16 protein-coding genes and 1 pseudogene are annotated in these 25,720 nt (G+C 72.2%); all 17 read right to left on the bottom strand.

All coding sequences use genetic code 11. From position 1 onward, the window contains the following. The 17 genes and pseudogenes from S1361_RS04695 to S1361_RS04615 all read right to left on the bottom strand — a co-directional run bounded on the left by S1361_RS04695 (position 1) and on the right by S1361_RS04615 (position 25,510). Positions 1-648 carry a PIG-L deacetylase family protein gene (locus S1361_RS04695; protein ID WP_208030579.1) on the bottom strand — a complete coding sequence of 216 codons (648 nt, stop codon included), beginning with the start codon at positions 646-648 and terminating at the stop codon, positions 1-3. After that, a complete protein-coding gene (locus tag S1361_RS04690; protein WP_208030578.1) occupies positions 645-1,439 on the bottom strand; it encodes a glycosyltransferase family protein in 795 nt (264 codons plus the stop codon). The genes S1361_RS04695 and S1361_RS04690 overlap by 4 nt, the downstream gene beginning before the upstream one ends. Beyond that, on the bottom strand, positions 1,436-2,686 hold the full coding sequence (locus tag S1361_RS04685; protein ID WP_208030577.1) for a class I SAM-dependent methyltransferase: 1,251 nt from the start codon (positions 2,684-2,686) through the stop codon (positions 1,436-1,438). The genes S1361_RS04690 and S1361_RS04685 overlap by 4 nt, the downstream gene beginning before the upstream one ends. Beyond that, entirely contained in the window at positions 2,683-3,924 is a 1,242-nt protein-coding gene (locus S1361_RS04680) for a glycosyltransferase (protein WP_208030576.1), read from the bottom strand. Before S1361_RS04680 ends, S1361_RS04685 begins: the two co-directional genes overlap by 4 nt. Positions 3,925-3,926: 2 nt before the next feature. Then, positions 3,927-5,162 (bottom strand): O-antigen ligase domain-containing protein, encoded by a 1,236-nt coding sequence (locus tag S1361_RS04675; RefSeq protein WP_208030575.1) that lies wholly within the window; start codon positions 5,160-5,162, stop codon positions 3,927-3,929. Position 5,163: 1 nt separating this feature from the next. Beyond that, complete coding sequence (locus tag S1361_RS04670; protein ID WP_208030574.1) at positions 5,164-6,699, bottom strand: right-handed parallel beta-helix repeat-containing protein; 1,536 nt, start codon at positions 6,697-6,699, stop codon at positions 5,164-5,166. Positions 6,700-6,707: 8 nt separating this feature from the next. Beyond that, positions 6,708-8,666, bottom strand: a complete 1,959-nt coding sequence (locus tag S1361_RS04665) for a heparinase II/III family protein (RefSeq protein WP_208030573.1) — start codon at positions 8,664-8,666, stop codon at positions 6,708-6,710. Continuing rightward, positions 8,663-10,855, bottom strand: coding sequence for a bi-domain-containing oxidoreductase (locus S1361_RS04660; protein WP_208030572.1), 2,193 nt, complete (start codon positions 10,853-10,855; stop codon positions 8,663-8,665). Before S1361_RS04660 ends, S1361_RS04665 begins: the two co-directional genes overlap by 4 nt. A gap of 17 nt (positions 10,856-10,872) precedes the next feature. After that, entirely contained in the window at positions 10,873-12,807 is a 1,935-nt protein-coding gene (gene asnB, locus S1361_RS04655; RefSeq protein WP_208030571.1) for an asparagine synthase (glutamine-hydrolyzing), read from the bottom strand. 3 nt (positions 12,808-12,810) lie between these two features. Then, on the bottom strand, positions 12,811-14,364 hold the full coding sequence (locus S1361_RS04650) for a Wzz/FepE/Etk N-terminal domain-containing protein (protein ID WP_208030570.1): 1,554 nt from the start codon (positions 14,362-14,364) through the stop codon (positions 12,811-12,813). Beyond that, a complete protein-coding gene (locus S1361_RS04645; protein ID WP_208030569.1) occupies positions 14,361-15,713 on the bottom strand; it encodes a Wzz/FepE/Etk N-terminal domain-containing protein in 1,353 nt (450 codons plus the stop codon). Before S1361_RS04645 ends, S1361_RS04650 begins: the two co-directional genes overlap by 4 nt. Further along, positions 15,710-16,974 (bottom strand): annotated as a pseudogene (locus S1361_RS04640) (glycosyltransferase family 4 protein). The gene S1361_RS04645 and the pseudogene S1361_RS04640 overlap by 4 nt, the downstream one beginning before the upstream one ends. Further along, entirely contained in the window at positions 16,964-18,280 is a 1,317-nt protein-coding gene (locus tag S1361_RS04635; protein WP_208030567.1) for a nucleotide sugar dehydrogenase, read from the bottom strand. Before S1361_RS04635 ends, S1361_RS04640 begins: the two are co-directional and overlap by 11 nt. A 75-nt stretch (positions 18,281-18,355) precedes the next feature. Continuing rightward, on the bottom strand, positions 18,356-19,834 hold the full coding sequence (locus S1361_RS04630; protein WP_208030566.1) for a sugar transferase: 1,479 nt from the start codon (positions 19,832-19,834) through the stop codon (positions 18,356-18,358). An 899-nt stretch (positions 19,835-20,733) separates the two neighbouring features. Continuing rightward, positions 20,734-22,119, bottom strand: a complete 1,386-nt coding sequence (locus tag S1361_RS04625) for an MFS transporter (protein WP_208030565.1) — start codon at positions 22,117-22,119, stop codon at positions 20,734-20,736. An 8-nt stretch (positions 22,120-22,127) separates the two neighbouring features. Continuing rightward, positions 22,128-24,140, bottom strand: coding sequence for a PEP/pyruvate-binding domain-containing protein (locus tag S1361_RS04620; RefSeq protein ID WP_208030564.1), 2,013 nt, complete (start codon positions 24,138-24,140; stop codon positions 22,128-22,130). After that, entirely contained in the window at positions 24,137-25,510 is a 1,374-nt protein-coding gene (locus S1361_RS04615) for an ATP-grasp domain-containing protein (RefSeq protein WP_208030563.1), read from the bottom strand. The genes S1361_RS04620 and S1361_RS04615 overlap by 4 nt, the downstream gene beginning before the upstream one ends. Between the last annotated feature and the right edge of the window lie 210 nt (positions 25,511-25,720).

The following is a 25,720-nucleotide window of genomic DNA, read 5'->3' as shown; positions in this document are numbered from 1 at the left end:
TCAACCCCCCAGGTCGAGCTTGGATTTGGTGACGGCGAACGCTTCGGCGTAGCGCTCGTGGCATTCGATGCCCCGGATCCGCGCAAGACCGAGGAAGGCCTCGCGGTCGTACCAGGGCCGGTGCCGCTGCGACGGGTAGTGCTCCTGCAGCAGCCGCACCTTCTGTTCGGCGACCTCCGGCGACAGCGGCTGGTACGCCGCCGGCCGGCCGAGATCGCCGTCCCACTTGACGATCTCGTAGCCGAGCACGAGGTGGTCACGGAACGCGGTGGGTATCAACTGCGCCAGGCCGCGGTGGTCCTGGTGCGCGTCGTCGGTCCGCGGGGCCAGGATCAGGTCCGGCTCGGTCTGCCCGCGCAGCTCCTCGACCGCGGCCTTGGCCTCGTCCCAGCGCACGGGCAGCCGGCCGTCCGGCAGCTTGAGCACGGTCAGCCGCAGGTCGGCACCCGGACAGAAGGCGGCGAGCGCGGCCCGCTCCTCCTGCTCGCGGTCGGTGCCGCCACCGGAGAGCACCAGCACGTCGACGCGCAGACCCGGCCGCGCGAGGCACAGCGTGAGCAGGGTGCCGCCGGCACCGATGGCGATGTCGTCGCAGTGCGCCCCCACCGCGACGATCCGCTCCAGGGGCCCGGTCCCGAGCCGGATCACGCGCTCACCCCCGCGCCGTCCCGTTCCCACACGGCCCACGGACGGTCGCCCCTGGCGTACGCCTCGTCGAGCGCGGCCCGCTCCTTGACGGTGTCGGTCGGCTTCCAGAAGCCGCGGTGCTGGTGCGCCACCAGGCGACCCTGCTTGGCCAGTCCGGCGCATCCGTCCGCGACCAGGTCCCCGTTCTCCGGGATGTGGTCGAAGACCTCCTGACGGAGCACGAAGTAGCCGCCGTTCTCCCACAGCGGCAGTTCGCTCACCGCAGTGATGCCGCCCACGAGGCCGTCCTCGCCCAGCTCCACGCAGTGGAACGAGGACTGCGGCGGCACCACCATCATCGACGCGCCGGCGTCGCGGCGGGCGAACCGGTCGATCATCTCCGGCAGCGGGGCGTCGGTGAGCACGTCGGCGTAGTTGGCGAGGAACATCTCGTCGCCGTCCAGGTGGTGCCGCACCCGGCGCAGCCGCTCCCCGATCGGTGACTCGATGCCGGTCTGCGCGAACGTGATCGTCCAGTCCGCGATGTCGGTGGACAGCAGCTCGGTCCGCCCGCCCCGCAGCACGAAGTCGTTCGACGTCGTCTCCTCGTAGTTGAGGAAGAAGTCCTTGATGTGGTGGGCGCCGTAGCCGAGGCACAGGATGAACTCCGTGTGCCCGAAGTGCGCGTAGTAGCGCATCACGTGCCAGATCAGCGGCCTGGGGCCGACCATCGCCATCGGCTTGGGCACGTCGTCCGCGGCACCGCTCCGCATCCGCATCCCGTAACCGCCGCAGAACAGGACGACCTTCATGCTGTGACCCTTCCAGAGGCGACCTCGACGATGCTCAGTTCCGGGATGGGAAAGACGAGGCGTCCGCCCCAGTCGCCCACGTAGGACAGCTGCTCGACCAGCTCGGCCCGCAGGTTCCACGGGAGGACGAGCACGTAGTCCGGTTTGTCCGCGGCTATCCGCTCGGGCGGCAGGACCGGGATGCGGGTGCCCGGGGTGAACCTGCCGTGCTTGTAGGGGTTGCGGTCGACCGTGTACGGGAGCAGGTCGGGCCGGATGCCGCAGTGGTTGAGCAGGGTGTTGCCCTTGCCCGGGGCGCCGTAGCCGACGACCGTCTCGCCGCGCTCGGCCGCCTCGACGAGGAACTTGAGGAGGTCCCGGCGTACCTTGGCCACCCGCGCGGAGAACTCGGTGTACCCGGACAGCTCCTGCAGTCCGGCGGCCTTCTCCCGGTCCAGCACGTCGGTCACCCGCCGGCTCGGCTCGCCGGCCACCTCCGACGGACGGGCCCACAGCCGGATCGAGCCGCCGTGCGTGGGCAGCAACTCGACGTCCACGAGCGCGAGTCCGCCGCTCGCCAGGGCCCGGATCGCGGACGCGACCGTGTAGTACTGGAAGTGCTCGTGGTAGATCGTGTCGTACTGGTTCTCCTCGATCAGGGTCAGCAGGTGCTGCACCTCGATGGAGACCCAGCCGTCGTCGGCGACCAGGGCGCGCAGCCCCCGGGTGAACCCGACCACGTCGGGGATGTGCGCGTACACGTTGTTGGCCACGACCAGGTCCGCCGGGCCGTGCTCGGCGCGGACGTCCGCGCCGGTGGCCGGGTCCAGGAACCTCGTGAGCGTGGGCACGCCCGCGTCCCGGGCCGCGGCACCGACGTTCACCGAGGGCTCGATGCCGAGGCAGCGGATCCCGCGGTCCACCACATGGCTGAGCAGGTACCCGTCGTTGCTCGCGACCTCGACCACGAAGGAGTCGGGGCCGAGAGCCAGCCGCCGTACGGCGTCGGCGACGAACGTGCGCGCGTGCTCCACCCAGGAGGTCGAGTAGGAGGAGAAGTACGCGTACTGGGTGAAGGTCTCCTCCGGCGTGATCAGCGGAGGGATCTGCGCCAGCCAGCAGTCGGTGCAGACCCGCAGGTGCAGCGGGTACGCCGGTTCCGGCTGGTCCAGTTGGTCCGCGGCGAGAAAGCTCTCACATGGTGGTGTCGCCCCGAGATCGACGACGCTCGTCATCGCTTCCGAGCCGCAGAGTCGGCATCGTGTCATCTGCTGTCCCCATCCCCCCTGCTCGCGCGGGTGTCCCCGCCGCGAGCCAGTGCTGACCGACCCGCGATCGCGGTGCGGTACTCCTCAACCAGGCGCTCCAGCCCGACGGCCGGGCTGAAGTCCTGTTCGTAACGGCGCCGGGCCGTCCGCCCCATCTCCCGGCCCCGGGCCGGCTCGGCCGTGATCCGGCGCAGGCAGGACGCGAGCGAGGCGGCGTCGCCCGGCCGGTGCAGCAGCCCGGTCACCCCGTCCTCGACGAGTTCGACGAAGGCGCCGTGACCGGCGGCGACGGTCGGGACGCCCGCCGCCATCGCCTCCACAACCACCAAGCCGAACGCCTCCAGCCACGTCGAGGGAGCCACCACGGCGACCGACCGCGCGACGGCCTGCCGGCACCGGGCCGTGTCGTACAGGCCGGCGTACTGCACGTCGTCGCGGCCCGCCGCCCAGGCGGCAACCTCCCCTTCCAGCGGCCCCGCGCCGGCGATCACCAGCGGCACGCCCACCCCACCGCCGGCGGCGATCTCGTCCCACGCGGCCATGAGCAGCCGCACGCCCTTGGCTTCCGCGAGCCGGCCGAGATAGAGCAGATGCTCGCCGGGGCCCGTCCGGCAGACGCCCGGATCGGGCACGAAGTTGTGCTTCACCGCCAGCCGTTCGGCCGGCATGCCGGCCCGTACCAGCACGTCGCGCTGCGCCGCGGAGATGCACAGGAACCGCTCCACGCCGGACCACCACCGGCGCCGGTTGACCGACAGGCTGACCGCGAGCGGCACCGTCGCCAGCCGGGAGCCGCGGTAGCAGCCGTGCCGGACGGCGGGCAGCGGCACGGACCCGACGCACTCGGCGCACGGCCGGCCGTCGCGCTGCAGCGTGCCGGGCGGGCAGACCTGGGTGTAGTTGTGCAGTGTGGCGACGGCGGGCACACCGGCGTCGGCGCAGGCGGCCAGGACCGCCGGCGACAGCAGCGGGAAGACGTTGTGGACGTGCACCACGTCCGGCCGCTCGGTGCGCAGCAGGGCGGCGAGTTCCGAGCGGACCGCCGGGTTCCACGGCACCAGCAGCGGCAGCGCGGCCTTGCCCAGCAGGGACCGGGCGGCGATGTCGTCGCTGCGCCGCTCGAACAGCCCGACCCGGTGGCCGGCGCCGCGCAGCAGGGCCACCTCCTGGTCGACGACCTTGTTCTCCCCGCTCGGCTGCGCCGAGGCGTAGCGGTTGTGCACCACGAGGACGTGCATGCTCAGGTCGCCTCCGATCGTTGGGCCCATCGCGGGACGCGTCGTCGAGGCACCTCGGGCGCCGGGAGGGCGGTGGTGGCCGTGGCGGGTGCCGCCAGCAGCGAGGCGGCCACGGTGAGATGCAGCAGATACGGCGAGGCGTCGCCCAGCCCGGCCTCGGTGTACGACGCGATCGCGCAGTAGCTGATCAGGAAGACGGCGCAGGCCCTCGCCGGCGACGGTGGCCGCAGCAGCGCGACGCCGCCCAGCACGATGATGATGGCCGCGACGAGGCCGACGCCGATCAGGCCCTGCTCGTTGTACACGGCCAGCCAGCTGTTGTCGATCGGCAGCCCGCCGTACGACTTGTCGCCCAGGCCCACGCCGAACAGTTCCTCCGAGGCCGACCGGGGCGCAGCCAGCAGGGCGTCCCAGACCTTGGCCCGACCGGTGAGGTTGGAGAAGTTCTCCTTGCTCTGCCCGCGCAGGAACCACGCCTGCAGCGCGGAGGCGAACCCCACCGCTGCCACCACGGCGATCAGCACCGCCCAGGTGAAGAACCGGCGCGCGGCGGCGCTGGTCAGGAGGAGCGAGCCGATCGCCAGCGCCAGCCCGATGAACAGGCCGAGCGTGGCCGTCCGGGTGTGGGTCAGCGCGAGCAGGACGAACGACGGCACGATGACCACCGCCGCGCTGACCTTGTCGGTCCGGCGATCCAGCACGAGCAGCACGGTGAGCCCGATGATCACCGCGGCGTACTGCCCGATCTGCGGCGGGGTGAGCGGCCACAACGCGCCGACCAGCCGCCCGCCGTAGAGGTCGGGAAGGGCGGCGCCCGGTGAGATGACCAGGCCGGCGGCCACCGAGCCGAGCACCGCGAAGTACATCCGGATGTGGTGCCGCACGAACGTCAGGCCGCCGTCCCACCAGCGGCTGAGCAGCCACAGCGTGCCGACGAAGAGAGTCAGCCGAACGCAGCGGAACAGCGCGCCGAACCCGGACTCCAGGTGCACGCTGGAGATCACGCTCATCGCCAGCAGCAGGGTGAGCAGGAGCAGGAAGGCGCTGGCCCGGATGCGCAGCCGGAGATTGAGTGCGAGCGCCAGCGCGAACGCGGCGACCAGCGCGCCCATGGTGACCATCTGGATGAGGGAGCGGGGCAGCGGGACGATGGTCTTCGCCCCAGCGGAGCCGAGCGTGTTGAGGACCAGCAGCCCCCAGACCGTCCCGACGATCCTCGACGTGGGATCCGCGCGCATCTCAACCACCGTCCCCTGCGCGGAAGGTACTGCCCGCGTCCTGCCGGTACGGCGTGCCCTGCCACTGCCCGAAGTCGATGATCCGGCTCGGGTCGAGGGCGACGAACTTCCACGGTCCGAGGTAGACGTTGTCGTGCCAGCGGTTGTGCTGCCGGCGGGTGATCGCCTCCGCCACCCGCTCGCCCTTGTACGGCGACCAGTCCGGATAGGTGCCGTAGTTGGCGAGCACCGCCATACGGTCGCACCTCACCGTGCAGTCGACGACGGACTTGTCCAGCACGAAGCGGTTGGCGTGGATGTCCACCCGCTGGGTCTTCCACCGGCAGTCGGCGTACAGCGGTGCCGTGGCGATCGCCGGCTGGGCGCAGCGGGAGGTGTCCTTCACCAGCAGCGTGCAGTCACCGGACGAGGTGTTGGCCGGGCTGTTGCAGAACCGGTCGGCGTTCTCCCACAGGGTGATCCCGGACCAGTTGTTCTCCAGCACGTTCCGGTAGATCTCGATCTTGTCGGTGCGGGCCCGGATCCGTGGTTCGCCGCCGGACTCGGACAGGTAGAGGGTCGCGAACGGGAAATTGTCGCCGCGGGCGGCGTACCTGCGGCCCTCGACCCAGTTGTTCCGCCGGATCGTGTTGCCGCGGACGACCGCGTTGTAGCTGGTCTCGTAGATCAGCGCGGCACCGTCGTTGGCCTCCAGCACGTTGTCCTCGATGCGGAAGTCGTTGTTGTTGGTGTCCGCCCACAACCCCGCCCCGCGGTTGTCGTGCACCCAGTTGCCGCGTACGTCGGCGCCGTCGACGGCCCAGAACTTGACGCCCGCGGTGCAGCCGCAGCCGGGCCGCCGCCGCTCCCAGTCGTCCCTGTTGTTGCCCGCGATCTCGTTGCCCTCGACCACCAGGCCGCTGATGCGGCCGGTGGCCTTGTACGCGTTCATGCCGTACTGACCGTTGCCGCGCAGGCAGCTGGCGCGGACCTGCTGGCGGGCACCGGCCATCAGCCCGGCGCCGGAGTTGTTCTGGATGGTCGCGTGCTCGATCACCCACCCGTCGGCCGAGTCGTGGTTGACCACGCCCTCGTTCTGGGGCGCGACGAAACCCTGCACGGTCAGGTAGCGGATGGTGACGTCGCGGGCGGTGCCGCCGAACGCGTACTGGTTCTTCTCCCGGCCGTCGAGCACCGCGCCCGGTGCGCCCAGGTAGCTGTCCCCCTTCTTGGGGACGACCTGGGCGTAGCGGTCCGGGTCGAGTCTGTGCCGGCCCGGCCGGAGCCAGAACGTGGTGTTCGGGGGGCTGCTCCTGGTCTTCGCGGCGAGGTCACCGACCACCGCGGGGTCGACCGTCACCGCGCCCGCCGGCGCCTTCGCCGGGCCGGTGGCGGGTTTGGCGCACACCTGGGCCACGGACCGGGCCGCGGACGTGGACGGCGCGGCGGTCGGCTCCGGCCGCGTGGCCGCCGTGCTGCTCTCACAGCCGGTCGCCGCCAGCAGGGCCAGCGTCAGCGGTGCCGCCGCCGACGCCCAGTGCCGCCTCTTGATCCCCACGCGCCCCCCTAGCCGCGGAACCCGAGCACGGTGGTGAAGCCCTCCGCGCCGTCCGTGAAACCGGTGCCGATCAGCGTGGTGGTGGGTTCCTTGCGCCCGAAGCCGGCGGAGTACCAGCCCAGCGGCGGATCGGTCTCGCCGCGGTGCGCCCGCCAGGACAGCTGCCCGGGCAGTTCGAGCACCGCGGACCGGTCCTCGCCGTCCCTGGTCCAGGTGAGCACGGCCCGATGGCCCGCCAGGTCCGCGCTGACGGCCGGTCCGAGGTGGAACGCCAGGCGCGCGGCCCGGCGCGGGCCGGGCACCTCGTCCAGGATTCTCAGCTCCCGGCTCGCGGCGGTCAGCTCCACCCGGCGGCGGTGCACGCAGCGCCCGTAACCGTCGTGCTCCGCACACCAGCGGCTCACGCCCCCGTCGGACGTGCCGGTGACCAGGACGCGGCTCCTGGCATGCCGGGTCCACAGGAACGGGCCACCGGAGACGGACTGGTCCGCGCCGTCCAGTTGCAGGGTGTTGTGGCCGAGGGTCGACCGGAAGTACCGCCGCCACTCGGGCTGCCCGTGGTAACAGTACGTCCCCGGGTCGGCGAGCACGTCGACCCCGTCGTACCGGACCTCGACGGACAGCGCGTCCGCGTGGGCGTGCGCGGCGATGGACAAAAAGCCGTGCGGACCGCCGTCGCAGCGGCACCAGATCTCCCCCGGACCGCGCAGGATGGTCATCCCCGCGTCGGCGAAGTGGGCCGGCCGGCCTGCCGGGCGGGGCACGGCCGGTGCGGTGCCGTTTCTCGCGTACGGCCGGATGAGCGCGGCCAGCAGCGGGGTGCGCACATCGGTGCCGGTCACCGCCGGCCACCAGGCGAGCCGGCCGAACACAGCGTCCCCGGTGGCCAGCAGCGAGGCCCAGCGGTCGGTGCCCGTGCCGTCCACCACCAGACCGTGCCCGTCGTCCGCGTCCCCCTGGCGCGGCGGCCGCAGCCGGCCGTCCACGATGGCCGCGAGCGCGTCGGTCATCCGCAGCAGCACCAGCCGGACGGTCGCGGGCACCGGCACGCCGGCGGCGTCCGCCTCCGCCACCGCGGCCAGGCCCAGCTCCAGCACGAGTCCGTGGTACTCGGTGGCCAGTTCGCGGTTGAGGCCGGAGGGGAAGGTGTTGCCGCGCAGGTGCCGATCCAGCGACCGCAGCGCGTCGGCCCGCCAGCGCGCCGAGGCGGGGAACCAGCCGAACGCGCAGGCCGCGGCGAACTGCCCGGCGGCCTCGGCGATGACGTGGTTGTTCGCCGACGACCCCCGGCTGGGGAAGGCGGCCAGCCAGCGCTGGTGGTGCCAGATCTGGTTCCGCGCGACGGGGTTGTCCTCGAACAGCCCGGCCGCACCCGGCCAGCCGTCGAGCAGCCGGCGGATCCACACCCAGGACAGCAGCCGGATCCCCAGCTCGATGCCACTGGTCCAGTGCACTCCGCGCAGGGGCGCGTTGCCCGCCCACCACGACCGCAGGTGTCGGGCCACCCGCTCGGCGTACCGCTCGTCCCCGGTGATCGCGTAGGCGGCGGCGAGCACGGTGAGGTACTGGTGCCGGGACGGCTCCCAGATCTGCTTGATGTCCCCGACCGCGTCCTCGTTCCGGTACGGCACGTCGAAGGCGTAGCCCAGGGGAGCGCGGCGCCCGGTCTTCGGGTCGTACCACCAGTCCGGGTCGGCCAGGTCGTCGCGGACCACCCCGAAGAACTCGGCGTGCCCGTCCATCAGCCGGTCCGCCTCGGCGAGCAGACGTTTCGCGGCGTCCGGCGGCACGGCGGCGATCGTCCCCGCGGGCAGGAGCGCGGTGAAGCGGGCGCCGGTCACGCCCGGGCAGTCCGGCGGCACCGACCGCCACCGCCGCCTGCGCACCGCGTCACCCACCCGGCCGCCGACCTCCCGCGGCCCCATCCGGGACAGCCGCCGCAGGTACCAGCCCGCGCTCATCGTCATCGCGTCCTCGCCAACGTCACCGGGGCGCCGCCGGCCACGGCGGTCTGCACGGCGAGGGTGGCCGCCGTGGTGGCGACCAGCGACCGAAGCGGCACCGGCATCGGCCCGCCGGTCCGCACGGCCTTGACGAACGCGGCCAGTTCGGCGTTCTGGCCCTTGTCCCGGGCCTTGGGCAGCCGCGAACTGACCCACCGCTTGTGGCCGTGGACCGAGGCACGGACGAAGTCGTCGAGCCGCAGCACCTTGCCGTCCGCGACCAGGTCCAGCGTCTCCTTGGGAAAGCCGGGCGCGCCGGTGGTGACGTAGCTGATGGTGGCGGTGGACCCGTCCGGGTAGCGCAGGACGACCTGCAGGTCTTCGTTGCCCGACGAGGCGACCGCGTACACCGAGACCGGGTCGGCGTCGAGCAGCCAGCTCGCCGTGTCGATGAAGTGCCCGCCCTCGCCGGCGAACCGGGAGCCCTCGGTGCCCTGCTGCAGGTACCAGCTGCCGTGGTCGAGGCGGCCCGCGTTGACCAGGTAGCGCAGGTTCGCCGGACCCGTCCGGGCGCCGAACCGGTTCCTGGCCTCCCGCAGCAGCGGCGCGAACCGGCGGTTGAAGCCCACCTGCAGCCGGTCGTTGCCGGACTCCTCCACCGCCGCGAGCACACCGGCCAGCTCGTCCTCGGTGAGCGCCAACGGCTTCTCCACGAACACCGACTTGCCGGCCAGCAGCGCTCTGCGGGTCAGTTCGGCGTGCGAGCTGTGCCGGGTGACGACGAACACCGCGTCGATGGACTTGTCACCGAGCACGGCGTCGAGATCGGTGGTCGCCTCGTCGAAGCCGAACTTTCGCTGCGCGTTGGCCGCGGACAGCGCCGTCGTGGTGACGACGGTCGACAACGTCACGCCGTCGCGCCGGGCCAGGTGCGGCAGCAGCATCGACGTCGCGTAGTTGCCCGCGCCGACGAACGCCAGGCGCACCGGCGCACCGGCGGCCCGGGCCGGGGCGGACAGCCCGCCGCTGGGTGGCTTCACCGCGGGCACGGCCACCGCCGGGGCCGCCGTCTCCTCCGCCGTCCCCGCGTGTTCGGGGTAGCGGAACAGCACGGCGACGGCCTTCAGCTCGCCGTCCTTCAGGCGCTGGTAGGTCTCGACGGCGTCATCGAAGTCGGCGACGTGGGAGACCAGCGGCTCCACGTCGACGCTGCCGCGGGCGACGAGATCGAGGAAACACGCCAGGTTGCGGCGCTCGGTCCAGCGCACGTAGCCGATCGGGTAGTCCCGGCCCTCCAGCTCGTACTCCGGGTCGTAGCGCCCGGGGCCGTAACTGCGGGAGAACCGGACGTCGAGCTCCTTCTCGTAGTACGCGTTCCACGGCAGGTCCAGGCGGCACTTGCCGATGTCGACGACCCGCCCACGGTCCCGGCTCAGCCGGGCGGCCAGCTCGACGGGCTGGTTGCTGCCGCCGCCGGCGGCCAGGTACACCTGGTCCACGCCGTGGCCGTCGGTGAGTTCGGCGACGGCGGTTTCCACGGCCGCGGAGGCGGGGTCGCCGCAGGCCGCAGCGCCCAGGCGCTCGGCCAGCTCGCAGCGCGCCGGGTCGGGGTCGGCCCCGATGACGCGGGCTCCCGAGGCGGCCAGCAACTGCACCACCAGCTGCCCGATCAGCCCGAGCCCGATGACCAGCGCCACGTCGCCGAGCTGCGGTTCGCCGCGGCGGACGCCCTGCAACGCGATCGACCCGACGGTGCCGAAGGCGGCGTGCCGCGGCGCGAGGCCCTCCGGCACCCGGGCGTAGAGGTTCTTCGGCACCCAGTTCAGCTCGGCGTGCAACGCGTGCTCGTTGCCGGCGCAGGCCACCAGGTCACCGACCTTCACATCGTCGATCCCGGCGCCGACCTGCTCGACCACCCCGCACAGCGAGTAGCCCAGCGGTGTGTAGGAGTCCAGCTTGCCCATCACCTTGCGGTAGGTGGCGGGCACCCCGTTGGCGGCCACGCTCTGCACGACCTTGGCCACCTGGTCCGGCCGGGAGCGGGCCTTGCCCAGCATCGACATGCCGGCCTCCGAGACCTTCATCAGCTCGGTCCCGGTGGAGATCAGCGAATAGGCACTGCGCACCAGCACACCGCCCGGCTTGCACCCCGGCACCGGCACGTCGAGCAGCGCCAGCTCACCGCTCTTGTAGTTCTGCACAACCTGTTTCACCTGAAGTCCTCTTGTCTCTACGCCGTCGAGGGGGAGTTCTGGCCGGTCCCGGAGGTCGCGCTGCGGTACCAGTACTCGAGAGTCAGCACATGCCACAGATGTTTGGAGAAGTCCCGGTGCCCGGCGGCGTCCTGGGCGACCATCCGCGCCAGCGCGTCGCGGCGCAGGAACCCGGAACGGACGAGCACGCCGTCGTCGACCACGTCGCGCACCAGCGGGGCCAGGTCCCGGCTCATCCAGGCGCGCAGCGGGGCGCTGAACAGGCCCTTGGGCCGGTACACGATCTCCCGGGGCAGGACCGAGGCGGCCGCCTCCTTCAGAACCGCCTTGCCCTGCCGTCCGGCGATCTTCCGGTCACCGGGCACGGCGAACGCCGCCTTGACCACCTCGACGTCCACGTACGGCACCCGCACCTCGGTCGACGCGGCCATGCTCGACCGGTCCGTGTACGCGAGGTTCAGGCCCGGAAGGAACATCCGGGCGTCGGCCAGGCACATGCGGTTGACGAAGTCGTCGAGGTCGTTGTCCCGGTAGGTGTCCGCGTGCTCGGTCAGCACGTCCTCGACCGTCCCGGCCAGGTCCGGATCGACCAGGCCGAGCAGCTCGTCCCGGTCGTACATGGTGTAGCTGCGCCGGAACGCGGTCTCCTCGGGCAGGTCGGCGAAGGAGAGGAACCGCTTCGCGAAGCGCACCGACCGGTAGCCCCGGCGGCTCGTCGCGACCGGCAGCCGGTCCACGGCCCTGGACAGGCCGCGCCGCAGGGGACGCGGGACGCGCTGGTAGCGCAGCGCGAGCAGGTTGGCCAGGTGCTTGCGGTAACCGGCGAACAGCTCGTCGGCCCCCATCCCCGAGAGCATCACCTTGACCCCGGCCTCCCGGGCGGCCGAGCAGATCAGGAACGTGTTGATCGCGGCGGGGTCGCCGATCGGCTCGTCCAGGTGGTAGGTCATCTGCGGCAGCAGGTCGAGCACGTTCGGGGCGATCTCGATCTCGTGGAGGTCGACGCCGAACCGCTCGGCCACCCGCCGTGCATAGCGCAGGTCGTCCGGCATCGCCTCGAACCGGGCGTCCTCGGCCCGGAACCCGATGGTGTACGCGGAGATCCCGGGGCGGTCGCGGGCCGCCAGTGCGGTCAGGTAACTGGAGTCCAGCCCGCCGGACAGGAAAGTCGCCACGGGTACGTCGGAGAGCAGGTGGCGCCGGGTCGACTCCTCGACGGCGGCGGCGACATCCGGCTGCTCGCCGCTCCGGGCCCGATCCCGGGCCTCGGCGGCGACCTCCCTCAGGTTCCAGAACCGGCCGCGTTCCACCCGCCCGTCGGGCCGGCACCTGAGCCAGCTCCCCGGCGGCAGCTTCTCCGCCTCGCGGAACGCGCACCGTGAGTCCGGCACCCAGTAGTACAGCAGTGAGGCCACCAGCGCCGCATGGTCCACCTGGAGCGACCCGCCGGTCACGCCGGCGAGCGCCTTCAGCTCGGAGGCGAACACCAGGCCCTCGCCGCGCCGGAGCAGGAACAGCGGCTTGATGCCGAGCTGGTCGCGGGCGAGCACCAGGTCACCGGTGCGCTCGTCGAAGATCCCGAACGCGAACATGCCGCGCAGCCGGGGCAGACAGTCCGTGCCCCAGCGCCGCCAGGCCTCCAGCAGCACCTCGGTGTCGGAGGTACCGCGGAAGCGCACCCCGGCGGCCGCCAGCTCGGCACGCAGCTCTGGGGCGTTGTACAGCTCACCGTTGTACGTCAGGACCAGGCCGGCCGAGACCATCGGCTGGGCGCCGGTCTCGGACAGGTCGATGATGGACAGCCGGCGGTGCCCTAGGTGCACTTCGCCGTCACCGGCGGGGTGGCTGTACCGGCCCGCCCCGTCCGGACCGCGGTGGGCGAGGGTATCGGTGAGCCGGTCGGTCACGGCCTTCCCGTCCGGCCACCGGTACGTGCCTGCGATGCCACACATGTCCTACCGCGCCTCCTGGTCGCTGTCCGGGACCCGTGCCGCCCACAGCGGCGGCCGCTCCGTCCGATGCCGGCCCTCCCCCACTGCCTGAACGGCGTGGGAGGTACCCCCACCGTTCTGCCGGGCCGGCAGCCCGCCGTGGCCGCGCAGCGCGGTGTGCAGCCCGTTCCACAGCGTGCCGTCGGTCCGGTCACGCGGATCGGGATCGATCAGCACCACACCGATCACGCCGATGCGCTGGTCCGCGAGCTGCCGTGCCACGGTGTGCAGCCATGCGGCACTGCCGTGCCCGGCCCGCACCACGAGTACGGTCCGGGTGCCGAGGTACTGCAGGTCCGTCCAGGCCGTGCCGGGCGCCACCGAGCCGACGCCGAGCCGGCGTTCCCCGGGCGACAGGGCCGTGGCCTGCTCGCAGCCGACCACGGTGGGGTCCTGCGGCTTCCGGCGCCGGCCCGCGAGCTGCGAGCCGGGCAGGCCGTCGACGACGACCACCGGCCCCTCCGCCGCCAGCGCTCTGGCGAGGTCCAGGGCGATCACGCTCGCACTGCGCGCACAGCCCAGCTCCAGCAGCGACACCGGTTCCGCGGAGCCGCGCACGGTGCGCGCCAGGGACGCGATGAGCCGTTCCCGTGCCGCCCGGATCCGCCGGCGCCGCCACAGCCTGGGCGACCGGCGGGGCAGCTCCGCGACGACCGAGGCGCCGAGGTTCGCCGCGATCTCCCGGCGCAGCACGGGGCGGTCCGCCACCACCGTGCCGACCGCGGCCACCGCGAGACCGAGGACGAGCCCGAGCACGAGCCCGATCGCGGCGTTGGTGGCAGCGGTCTTGGGCAGGGAGTGGCGCACCGGGTGCGGGGCGTCCACGACCTGGGTGCCGGCGGTGAGCCGGGGCGCGCCGACGCGGGCTTCGGCGGCGCGCTGGTTGAAGTCGGCGATTCGCGACGTCAGTTCGGCCCGGCGGGCGAAGAGCGACTCGAGGTTCGCCGCCGCCTTCGGCCCGCTCTGCGGCGCTCCGTCTCCTATCGCCTTGTTGACCTGGACGAGTTCGGCCTGCAGCCGGTCACGCTGGTCGAGCAGGCTCTTGGACTCGGCGTCCGCGGCCTGCTGCATCCGCCGCACGTGGTCCGTGACGAACGCGTCGGCCAGCGCCTTGGCGCGGGCCACCGCCTCCGCGTCGCTGTCACCTGTCGCCGTGATCTGCAGCAGGTTGTTGGTCAAGCCGATGCCCCCGTAGTCCTGCATGAAGTCCTCCGGTTTCTCCGGGGACCCGAGGGACTTCAGGGCCGCGCCCGCGATGCGCGTGGTGTGCAGCAGCGCGACGTCGGTACGGATCAGCGTTCCGGGATCGTTCGGCTGGTCCTCCTGGTGCGCGACGAGCACCTTGGTCACCGCGCTCGGCTGCGGTGGCAGCAGCACGGCCACCGCCACGCCGAGGAGCAGCCCGAGCAGCGCCGCGGAGCACCACAGACGGCGCCGCCTGCGCACCGCCACCACCAGCGCCTGCAGGTCCAGCAGCGGAGCGGAGGACGACGACTGCGGCGTCGTACCCGTCGTCATCTCGAACCCCCCGTCGCGTCGGCGCCCACCGCGAGCGGCGGCGCGGCGACGTCCCGAGGGCGGCCGGCGGACCGCGCCGAGCGGATCCGGACCGTCCCGGCGAGCACGATGCCGACGACCTTGTGCCGGGCGTCCGCACACGCCTCGGCGATGCCGGCGAGTTCTGCCGCGGTCCAGCTGCCCGCGCTCAGCACGACCAGGGCGCCGGACTCGTGGTCGCGGTCCGGCACCAGCGGTTCGGACACCGAGACCTCCGCCACCCGCAGCAGCGGATCGCTCCCGGCCTCGGCGACGAGCTGCTCCGCGGCCCGGCGGGCGATGTCGTCACCGCCGGGGACGACGACCAGCAGCCGCCCGGGGGCGGGCAGTTGCTCCCGGAGGCGGGCGCACACCCGCCGGTAGCGGATCCGCCTGCCGGCCTCGTCGGACACCTGCGGGGCGGGTACGTCCCACCGGGTGCCGACGCCCAGCAGCCGGCGGATCCAGGCCTGCGGGCCACGGCCCCCCGGCCGCCCGGCGGGTACGTCGACGGTACCCAGCAGCGTCGAGCGCAGTGCCGCGGCGATCTCCGGTTCGGTGCGCAGCCGGCGGTTCATCCGCGCGGCGGTGAGATGGCCGATGACCGCGAGCAGGAAGAACAGCAGCGCCCCGCCGCCGGCGAGTTGCATCCTCGTCGGCGGTGCCTCGCCGGCCGGCCGGGGCGCCGGCCCCATGACGACCATGCTGGCCCTGGTGGCGGCCGGGTCGGCCTGGTCCAGCTTCTTCATCGCCTCCTGCAGCGTGGTGCGCAGCTTCTCGAGGTCGGTGCGGGCCTGCACGCTCTCCACGGTCTGCCCCGGATCGGCCGCGTCGGCCAGCTCGGTGATGCGGCTGCTGGTCTTCACCACCATCTGCCGCAGTGCTTCGAGCCGTGTCGCCGCTTCGGGGTCGGTGTTGTCGCCCACGATCTGCGCGGCGAAGGTGACGAACTGCTGGGCCACCTGGTCACAGAGTTGCTGTGCGCGCTCCGGGGTGTCGGCCGTGCCCGAGATCTTGATGATGTTCCCGTCGGCGGCCTGGGCGCTCACCCGGTCCCGCAGCTCCCTGCCGCCGACCCCCGCCCAGCCGAGCTTGGCGGCCGCGCGGTCGACCACCACCGAACTGGTCGCGATCTCCGTCTGGGTCAGCAGCTCGCGCTCCTCCCACGCACCCGGCAGCAGCACCGATGCCGACGTCGTGTAGCGCGGCGGGATCAGCAAGGAGGTTCCGTAGCCGACGAGCGCACCCACCACGGCGAGGATGGTGAGCAGCCGCCAGCGCCGGCGGAGCATCCGCCCGATCGTGACCAGGCGTATCGTGTCATCGCTCAACGGCGCGGCCTCCTTGCTGCCTCGTCCCGGCGCCCGTCGACACCGGAGCGTGGTCACGGCAGGCGGCGGCGTAGGCGGCGAGCAGCGACGCTTGCGAGTTCCGCCAGGAGAGCGGCCCTCCGATCCGCTCCTGGCCGATCTTGCCCATCCGGGCCCGCTGTTCCGGATCGTCCAGCAGCAGCGCGATGAGCCCCGCGAACTCGGTCTCGTCGTTGGCGGGCGCGTAGACGGCGGCGTCACCGGCGGAGACGCGTGCCTCCCGGAGGTCGAACGAGACGATCGGCCGGCCCATCACCATGTACTCCAGGACCTTGTTCATGGTCGACACGTCGTTGAGCGGATTGTGCGGGTCGGGGGAGAGGCACACGTCCGCGGTGGACAGGTAGCGCACCAGGTCGGCGTCCGGGATGCGCCCGGTGAACTGCACCTGCTCCGAGAGCCCGAGCCGCCGGGCCAGCTCCACCATCGCGTCGAAGGTGTCGCCGGCGCCGACGAACACCGCGTGCCAGTCGGTCCGCCCGAACTCGTCGCGCAGTCTCGCGAGGGCCCGCAAGGCGTAGTCGACACCGTCCTGCGGTCCCATCACGCCCAGGTAGCACAGCAGATGAGGCTTGCCGCGCTTCAGCTCCGGCTCGGGCGGTACGGGACGGAACCGGTCGATGTCGGGGGCGCTGCGCACCACGAAGACGTCCTCCGGCCGCCGGCCGCCACGGCGCACCGCGACGTCCCGGTAGCTCTCGTTCGTGGCGAGTACGACGTCCGCGGCCCGGTAGGTCAGCCGTTCCAGCGCGCGGACACCGCGGTAGAGCAGGTCCTCGCCGCGGCCGAACCGCGAGAGGTACAGCTCGGGTACCAGGTCGTGCTGGTCGAAGACGAACCGTGCGCCGCGCCGCTTCAGCCACAGTGCCGGCAGGAACAGCAGGTCCGGCGGGTTGCAGGCGTGGACCACGTCGACCGGGCCGACCTTGCGGGCCAGCCGGGCCGTGTGCCACAACGCCGAGCCGTACTCCCTGAGGTAGCCGGCCGGCCCTCCGGTGGCCGCGCGCAACGGGTAGCGGTGGATCCGTACCCCGTCGATCTCCGCCTCCGGCTCCGTGTCCCGCTTGTTCCCGCGCGGGCAGATGACGTGCACCTCCCAGCCCGCGTCGCGCAGCGTCGTGCACTCCTGCCACACCCGCCGGTCGAACGGCACCGACAGGTTCTCCACCAGGATCAGCGCGCGCCGGTCCGGCCGGTCGCCGCCGCTTCTTTCACCAGGCAAGGCCCACGTATCCCGGGTCGGTCCGGCGCGTCTCGGCGTCGGGAAGGCGGACGAGGTCGACGATCACCGGACCGTCCTCGTGGGGCAGCGCCGACAGCACGGCCGGGTCCCTGGTCCCGACCAGGCAGACCTCGGCGTGGTCGAGCACCTCCTCGACGGAGTCCGCGAGCAGCTGCGCGAGGTGCGGCAGCCGGGTCTCGATGTACTCGCGGTTCGCGCCGAGCAGCCGGGACAGGCTCACGTTGGCGTCGTAGATCCTGAGGTCGTACCCCTTGCCGAAGAGTCTCTCCGCCAGCTCGACGAGCGGGCTCTCGCGGAGGTCGTCGGTGCCGGGTTTGAACGACAGCCCGAACAGGCCCACCCGGCGTCTGCCGGTGCGCTCCACCAGCTCCACCGCGCGCTGCAGATGGTCGGAGTTGGAGGGCAGCACGTGGGCGAGGATGGGCACCGAGACGTCGGCCCGCTGCGCCGCGTGGACCAGGCTGCGCAGGTCCTTGGGCAGGCAGGAGCCGCCGAAGGCGAAGCCGGGCCGCAGGTAGGCGGGGCTGATGTTCAGCTTGTGGTCGGCCAGGAAGACGTCCATCACCTGGTGCGAGTCCACCCCGAGCGCCTGGCACACCGCGCCCAGCTCGTTCGCGAAGCCGATCTTGAGGCCGTGGAAGGCGTTGTCCGCGTATTTGATCGCCTCGGCCGTCGGGATCGGCACCCGGAACACCTCGCCGGGCAAACCGCCGTAGAGCGCCATCACCGCGTCGCCGCTCGCCGGGTCGAGTTCGCCGATGACGGTCTTGGGCGGGTCGAAGAAGTCCCGCACGCTCGTACCCTCGCGCAGGAACTCCGGGTTGACCGCGATCCCGATGTCCGCCCCGGCCGTGCCGCCGACGTACTTCTCCAGGATCGGCACCAGCAGGTTCAGGCAGGTGCCCGGCAGCATGGTGCTGCGGAAGACGACGGTGTGCCGCCCGCCCCGCTCGGCCAGTGCGGCGCCGATCTGTTCGGTGACCCGTTCCAGGTACGTGGTGCACAGGCTGCCGTTGGGCTCCGACGGCGTGCCCACACAGACCAGCGACACCTCGCTCTCCCTGATCGCCTCGCGGACGTCACCGGTGGCGCGCAGGGCTCCGGTGTTCACCACATCGGCGATGAGCTCGCCGATCAGCTCCTCCACGACCGGGGCCTTGCCGTCGTTGACCAGGTCGACCTTCACCTGGTTCACGTCCACCCCGATGACTTCGTGACCCATGCTGGCCAGGCACGCGGCCGACACACAGCCCACGTAGCCGAGCCCGAAAACGCTGACCTTCATGATCCGTTCCTCCCCCCCAGGCAGGCCTTCCGGCCTGCGGTCCGCGCGCGGGGGCCGGACGACGGCCCCCGCGCATCAGTAGGCGCCCTGCCCGTGGAGCACCGCTCGCAGCGTCTTCCACAAGATCACTGTGTCCAGGGCGAGCGACCAGTCCTCCACGTACCGCAGGTCCAGCCGGACCGCCTCCTCCCACGACAGGTCGCTGCGTCCGCTGATCTGCCACAGCCCGGTGAGTCCGGGCTTGACCAGCAGCCGCCGCCGGATGTCGGGGCCGTACGCGGCGCACTCCTCCGGCAGCGGAGGCCGCGGACCGACGAGCGACATCGATCCGGTGAGCACGTTGAAAAGCTGCGGGAGTTCGTCGAGCGAGTACCGGCGCAGCACCGTTCCCACCCGGGTCACCCGCGGATCCCGGCGGAGCTTGAACAGCGGGCCGGCGCCCTCGTTGCGGTCGGCCAGCTGGGCCCGTGCCCGGTCGGCCCCGACGACCATGGTGCGGAACTTGAGAATCGTGAACTCACGGCCGTCCTTGCCGACCCTGCGCTGGCGGTAGAACGCCCCACCGCGACTGTCCGCCAGCACGAGCAGGCCGACCAGCAGCATCAGCGGTGAGAACAGCACCAGCAGGATCGCCGCGCCCATCCGGTCGACGACCCCCTTGACCGCCCGGCGGCCCCCGGTGAAGGTCGGCATGCTGACCCGCAGCAGCGGTATTCCGAGCACCGCGTCGACGTGCAGCCGCGGGCCGGCCACCTCCATCAGCACGGGCGCCACGATCATCTCGGCGTCGCTGCCTTCGAGGTTCCAGGCCAGCCGCTGCAGCCGGTCCGGTGACCAGTGCGGGTCCGGTGTGACCGCGACGACGCGGTAGCCGTCGTGGTGGACGTGCTTGGCGACGTCCGTGAGTTGGCCGACGACCGGTACCCCGTCGATCTCGTCACCGTCGAGTCCGACTCCGTCCGTCGTGCACACCGCGTCCACGCGCCAGCCGAGGTGCGGGAACTTGCGGGTCCGGGTGATGAGGTCGCCTACGGTGGCCGGGCTGCCGGCTGCGAGCACCGGCCTCAGGCACCGTCCTTCCTTGCGCTGTTTGTGCAGCCACAGCCGCAGCAGGTACCGCGCGGTCATGGTGACGAGCGCGATCGCGGGGATCGCGACGAAGATCCACAGCTTGATGTTGCGCGAGGTGAGAGCGATCCCGCCGAGCGCAAGGACGACGGTCGCCGTGAACAGCGCGCGTCCGAGCCGGCGGAATTCCTCGGCGCCCTGGCCGAGCACGGCGGGAGCCCACGACCGGCTGACCGCGAGGGCCCCCAGTACCAGCAGCTCGGAGCCGAATGCGAGAATCCCCCACTTCTCGTGCCAGTTGGCCGCGTCGCGGGCCCCGAAGAAGTTGCCGATCGCCGCCACCACGACGGCGGTGGCCACGGTGTCGCTGATGATCACGGTACGGCGGTACCGCTGCTCCCATTCGATCGCGGGCCGGCTGATCGCCCCGTTCTCCAGACGCCCGCGCGCCGACGGAAACGAGCTGACAAGTCCCCCTTGCCGCACAGAACCCCCCAGGTTCCCAGTGATTCGACGTTGTCGCCCAACACTGTTTGCTCCCCTCGGGAGGCCCCCGCCTCCCGCACCGCGCTGCTCCTCCCCTCGGGAGGCCCCCGCCCCCCTGGCGCATGACATCCCGGGCTGTTTCCTCGGGTGCTCCCCACACCCAAGACCCCTCTCGGGAGCCACGAATTGATCAACCCCCCGTCCGGCGCCGGGCAGGCGACTAACGGCCTTCCGCAGCTCCGGACCTGTTGATCATTTAATGGCTGCCTCGTCTCCGAACAGCTGAAGCACGGTCAATCTAGACCATCGGAACCGGTATGGAGAGAGTATGTGTGTAATTTGTGTTCAAGGTTCGAGGTTGGCCCACTGATCATTTACGTCTACGGGTGTGTTGACGTGCGCCGGGTGTGCCGACGGACAGACCGGTGACGGCCGGCTGATGTGGTGCCGCCGATGCCGGTGCGGACGCCCGGGGCAGGCTCTGACCTTGGCGTTCACCGCGCAGACCGCACCGGCATATCGTTGATCGCAAAGCATTGCGCCTGTTGGCCGAATACCTCGCCCGGGCGACGCTCGACCGATGGCTTGTTCCATTCCGGCGCACACTTCGAACGTTTGGCCGCAGGTGGGGATTTCGAGCAGGTCGCGGACCGGCGACAGTGGTCCGGCCGGCGCAGGCGAATTGCCGGCCCGCAAGCCTCCTCACCTCGTCCCCGTCTACGCATCCGCATCAAGCAACTGTTCGAGAGGCCGAAAATGGACCATTCCTTCCGGGCCGCGACGGCTACGGCCCTGCGGACGGAAAAGCCCGGATGTATCAAGGCCGACGGAGTCAGGTCGCGCAAGCCGAGACCTGAGGGGCCGCACATCCTCGGCCGCACGCCCTCGGACACGCGTCGTCAGCGTGGCGCAGCGCCCTCGTCGGCCGGCAGGGAGACGGGTCGGTCCGCCGAGGCGATGTCTGCCGGGGAGACGGGTTGTCCCGCCGAGGCGGAGTTCCGTCCGCGGGCGCCGGAGGCCGTGCCGCCCTCCCCGTCCGGGGCGCCGGCCCGATCGGCCCGGTGCAGCGCCAGGTGGAGGGCCGGCATCAGGACGCAGGTGATCGCGGCACTGTGCCACAGCAGTGCGTCCAGCCGGCCCGCCGCCAGATACGCGCCGGCGGCCACCGCGGCCAGCGCGCACACGCCACGGTCCACGATGCTCTCCACCGACAGCAGCGTGGCACGGGGCGCGTGTGCCGGGACTGCGTCGTTGACGAGCTTGCGCTGCACCGGATAGACGAACCCGGTGAGCGCGGCGAACGCGCACAGCAGGGCGACCACGGTCCAGGGTCCGCCGACGGCGGTGCCCGCCAGGGCTGCGGCGAGCGCCACGCTCAGCAGGGACACCCAGACGACAGGCGGCAGCCGGCGGCTCAGCCACTGCGGGCGGGCCGACGCCACCGCCTCGGCGACCGTCATGGCCGCGAGCACACTGCCGTGTGCGTTCTCCCCGATGCCGTGCTCCAGGAGCACCGGCTGGAACAGGTTGACCTGGCAGATGCGCGACAGCGTGAACACGGCGACGCCCTGGACCATGAGCAGGGCCAGCCACGGAGAGGACCGCAGCGCACGCAGCGCGGCACCCGTGTCCCGCAGGAAGCCCCCGCCGGTCCGCGCCGGGGAACGCGGCCGGTTGTCCGTCCCGCGCGCGGCGAGCCGCGGCAGGGCGAGCGCGCAGCCCAGGGAACCGGCCGCGCTCGCCGCGCTCAGCACGTACGGCGTCTGCGGCGCCAGCGTCATCAGCGGCCCCACGAGCGGCCAGCAGACGACCTTGGCGGCGAGCCCGAGGGCACGTGCCGTTCCCTCGGCCCTCAGGTAGTGGGCGTCCGCCCGCTCCGCGCGCAGCCCCTCGTAGAGATAGGCACTGGCCGCGCCCGACGTCAGGGACCGTCCGGCCGCGATGGCGAGGAAGTGCGCGAGGAAACCGGTGTACGTCGGTGCCAGCACGGGCACCAGATTCGCCGCCGTCATGACCACCGCTCCCGCACGCAGGCAGTTGCGGGCGCCGATACGGTCGGCGACGATCCCGGTCGGTATCTCGAACAGGCAGAAGGCGATGTAGTAGATGCTCTGGATGCCGAAGATCTGGCCGTCGGACAGGCCCGCGTCCCGCTGGTAGGCGTAGAACACGGGCATCCACCACAGCAGGTTGAACAGCAGCTGGAAGCCGTTGTTCAGGCGGATGATCCGGCGCGCGGCCGGGGACGGCGCCGGCGCGGGGGCGGAGGACCGCAGGAGCGACATACGGCGCCTCACCGGGCGTAGGGGCGGACCTGGACCAGGTGGAAGGTCCCCTCGGCGGTCATCAGCCACTCGATGTCCAGGGCCTCGTCGCAGTCGGTCTCGCTGAAGTGGGACTGCAACAGGCGCCCTGCCAGGGCCAGATGGGCCAGCGAGGCCCGTGTCGCCGCGGGCAGGTCCTCGCGCGAGGAACCGAGGTCGACCGTGCGGCCCCCGCCCTCGACGGTGTTGTACAGGTACTGCTGCGGCAGGACGGTGCCGTCGACCACCCGCTCGGGCGAGCCGGGGGTGCAGTTGAGGTACACGTTGCGGAAGTCCTCGGGCCGGGTCGGATCACAGGTCACCAGGACACCCCCCAGGTCGGCGGGCGTGTACTCCTGGACGATCACTCCCATGTAGGTGTCGTCCAGGGGGATGCCGGCCTCGTGCCGCAGGCGCACGCTGCGCGGCGACAGGAGCGACGCCCACACCTGCCGTACCGCGTCCATGAGCTGGTCCGTGCCGTGCACCGTGGTGACCGAGTCGTAGATCCCGGCGGCGGAGAAGCCGGGCAGGTCCTCGGCATTGGACGAGGAGCGCACCACCAGACGGCGCCCGTCCGCCGTGAGGTCCGCCACGGAGGTGGTGATCGCCCGCGCCACCTCCCCGGGCATCGGCGTGCTGCACGTCAGCCGCTGCAGGTGCAGGGACAGCGAGTCGACCACGTCCAGCGCGTCGAGTTCCAGCGCCATCTTCAGCCTGCCGATGCCCTGTTGCAGCGCGGGGGAGGAGGTGAGGAACAGGTGGTGCAACCGGAACGGCAGGGCCACTCCCCGGGGCGCGCGGACCGTCTCCGCCACGCGCTCCGCCGCGGCGGCCCGCAGCCGCTCCGGCGACGCCCCCGACTCGCCCAGCCGGGCGGCCAGGTGGCCGAGGAGATCGGGCCGTGGCGGACGCGGGCGCGCGTAGAACCTCGTCAGGTCCGCGGTGCGGCTGTCCAGGACGTGGTGCAGCTCCCCGAGGTTGGCCGCCTTGGTGCCGTAACCGTCCCGGTCGGTGCGCCGCAGCCGGTGCAGCGCCAGGATCGGGGCCTCCTGCAGCAGCGGTGTCTCGATACGGATGCGCTGCCGGTGCCAGGCGGGCCGTTCCAGAGCCGGTGCGCCGGGCAGCCGTTCCAGGGTGACGGCGTCCTCGTGCACGCGGTAGCGCACCCACGCGCCGTCGAGACCGTCGCGCCGTACGACGGCGTCGAGATCGCGGACGATCGCGTTCGGAATGCCCCAGCCCGCGGCCAGCACGTTGGTGTGTGAAAGCGGCGTCGTGGGAGCCGTGTTGATGAACCCGGCGGTGCGGGGCACGTCGTCGGGCAGACGGGGCATGGCGATGATGTCCTGCCAGCCGAGGTCCGCGGCGGCGCTCTCGTACTCGACGGCGGTGCGGAAGTAGCGCAGTCGTCCCTCGGCCTCACCCGGGTTGAGGCAGGTGCGCATCCGGTTGCCGAACAGCTCGTGGCTGAGGATGCGCGGCACCCGTGCCTCGCCGATCGCGGCCAGTTCCTGTTCCTGGCCGTGGTTGGCCGGCTTCAGCAGCAGCGGCAGGCGACCGTCCACCCGTCCGCGCACATAGTGGTAGAACTCCTCCAGCAGCGGCCCGGGCATGGTGTCCGCCTCGGTGGTCTCCAGGACGAGGAACGGCCGCTCGGAGCCGCCGGCCTCCTCCTCGGTGTGCAGGGACAACACCCCGAGCAGGAAACGGCGTTCGGGGTCCATGTACACCGAGGCGTTGAACGCGTCCAGGTTCGCGTCGAGTTCGTCCAGCGTCATACCGAGGACGCGGGTCGCGACGTAGTCGACGTGGAAGGGGTGCACCCGGGTGTCCAGCAGGTGCCAGGTGTCCCGGACACGGTCCACGACCACCTTGAGGTACGGGTGTCCGGCCAGCACCCCGGACAGCGCGCGGAACAGCGGCAGCGACAGGTTGGCGCCGACGACGGTACGGTCGCCCGCGGCGTCCGGCACCCCAACCTCGTGCAGTGTGCCGGTCATGCCCGCACCGCCTCGGTGACGTCCGTGGGCAGGATCCGTGGCAGGGCGTCCACCATGGCGGTGAAGTCGTCCACGACGGTCTGCGGCCGGCCGGCCGACAGCAGACACACCGCCGCCATGGTGTTGGCGCCGGCGGCCGGGTCGTACACCGGCACGAGGGAGCCGTCCGGCAGGGAGCTCTCGGCGACGACGGACAGCGTGCTGCCCGGGCTGACCGGGGCCGAGCGGACGACCGTCGCGGAGTCCCACAGATGGCGACGGGCCCACGGCGAGCCGTCCTTGTTCACGGCGAGCACCACCAGGGACCCGGCGGCGCCGTCGGCGTCGTCCGGTGTCAGCGCTCGCGCGGGCCAGGCGGGAGAGCGGCCGAGCAGCTGATCGGTGAACATGCCGGCCAGGTCGATCCCGAAGACCTGCTCGATCTGCGGCACCGTCATCGCGCCGCCGAACCGCGCGGCCGTCTCGATCAGCCACATGCGACCCTGCGCGCCCAGCTTGATCTCCGTGTGCGTACCGCAGTTCTCCAGACCCAGGGCGTCCACGGCCCGCCGGGCCAGCTCCACGATCCCGGCCTGCGCGGCGCTCCCGAGGGCCGCCGGGGTGATGCCGGCGCGCTCGGTGAACGGCGCCACGGTGGGCATCCGCCCGCTCACACAGACCGGGTGGAAGACGCCGTCGGCCACCACGCCCTCGACACTGACGTAGTCACCCCAGCCGGAACCGCCGAACCAGTCCGCGGCGCACCCGCTGACGATCTCCTCCACGATGAAGTCCTCACCGGCCCCGGGCACGTGCAGCTCCGCGAACCCGAGCAGCGCCGACTCCGCCATCACCGCGCGCGACCGCTGCCAGGCGGCGCGCAGGTCCCCGGGCGTCCCGATGATCTGGTGGGCGGTGGAACCGGCGCTCCACGCGGCCTTCAACAGCAGCGGGAACGACAACTCGGCCGCCGCGCGCTCCAGTTCCGCGGCGGTGGTGACCGAGCGGAACCTGGGCTGCGGTAAGCCCTGGCGCTCCCAGGCCGCACGCATCAGCCGCTTGTCCCGGGCCAGCGCGGCGGTGGACCCGGCACCGCGCAGCCCGAGCCGCCGGGACGCCTCGGCGACCGCCACCACCGCGTACTCCGAGAAGGTGACGACCGCGTCCGCGCCCACCTCGCGGGCGCGGGCGGTGATGAGCCCGACGAGATCGCCTTCTTCCGCGGTGGCGTGGGCGACGACCGAGTCGCACAGCCGCGCGGCTTCCGCCGCCACACCGGCGGGCAGCTCGCTGAGTGCCAGCAGGTGCACCGCGGACCGCGCGGCCACCCGCCGCAGGGCGTGCCCCGCCGGCGGCCCGCCCTTGGCATGCACGTACAGCACCTTGCTCACGGAAACCCAACTCCCTTGGTCGTCCCGAAGTCCCGGGCACGGGCCGTGCCCGGAACGGTTGCGGCGGCAAGCGCACGCGCTGCCGTGCGGAAGTCCGCCGCGCCGCCCTCTCCTTCCAGCGAACCAGCCGCACCTCACGTGAACGGCACCGAAATCGGCGGCCCGTTCAGGCAAATGCCGCAATGCCGCGACGACGCATGGCCGGTGCGC

The sequence above is a fragment of the Streptomyces cyanogenus genome (assembly GCF_017526105.1).
Classification (GTDB): Bacteria; Actinomycetota; Actinomycetes; order Streptomycetales; family Streptomycetaceae; genus Streptomyces; species Streptomyces cyanogenus.
Note: the sequence above shows the minus strand (reverse complement) of the source record. Positions and strands in the feature narration are given on the sequence as shown.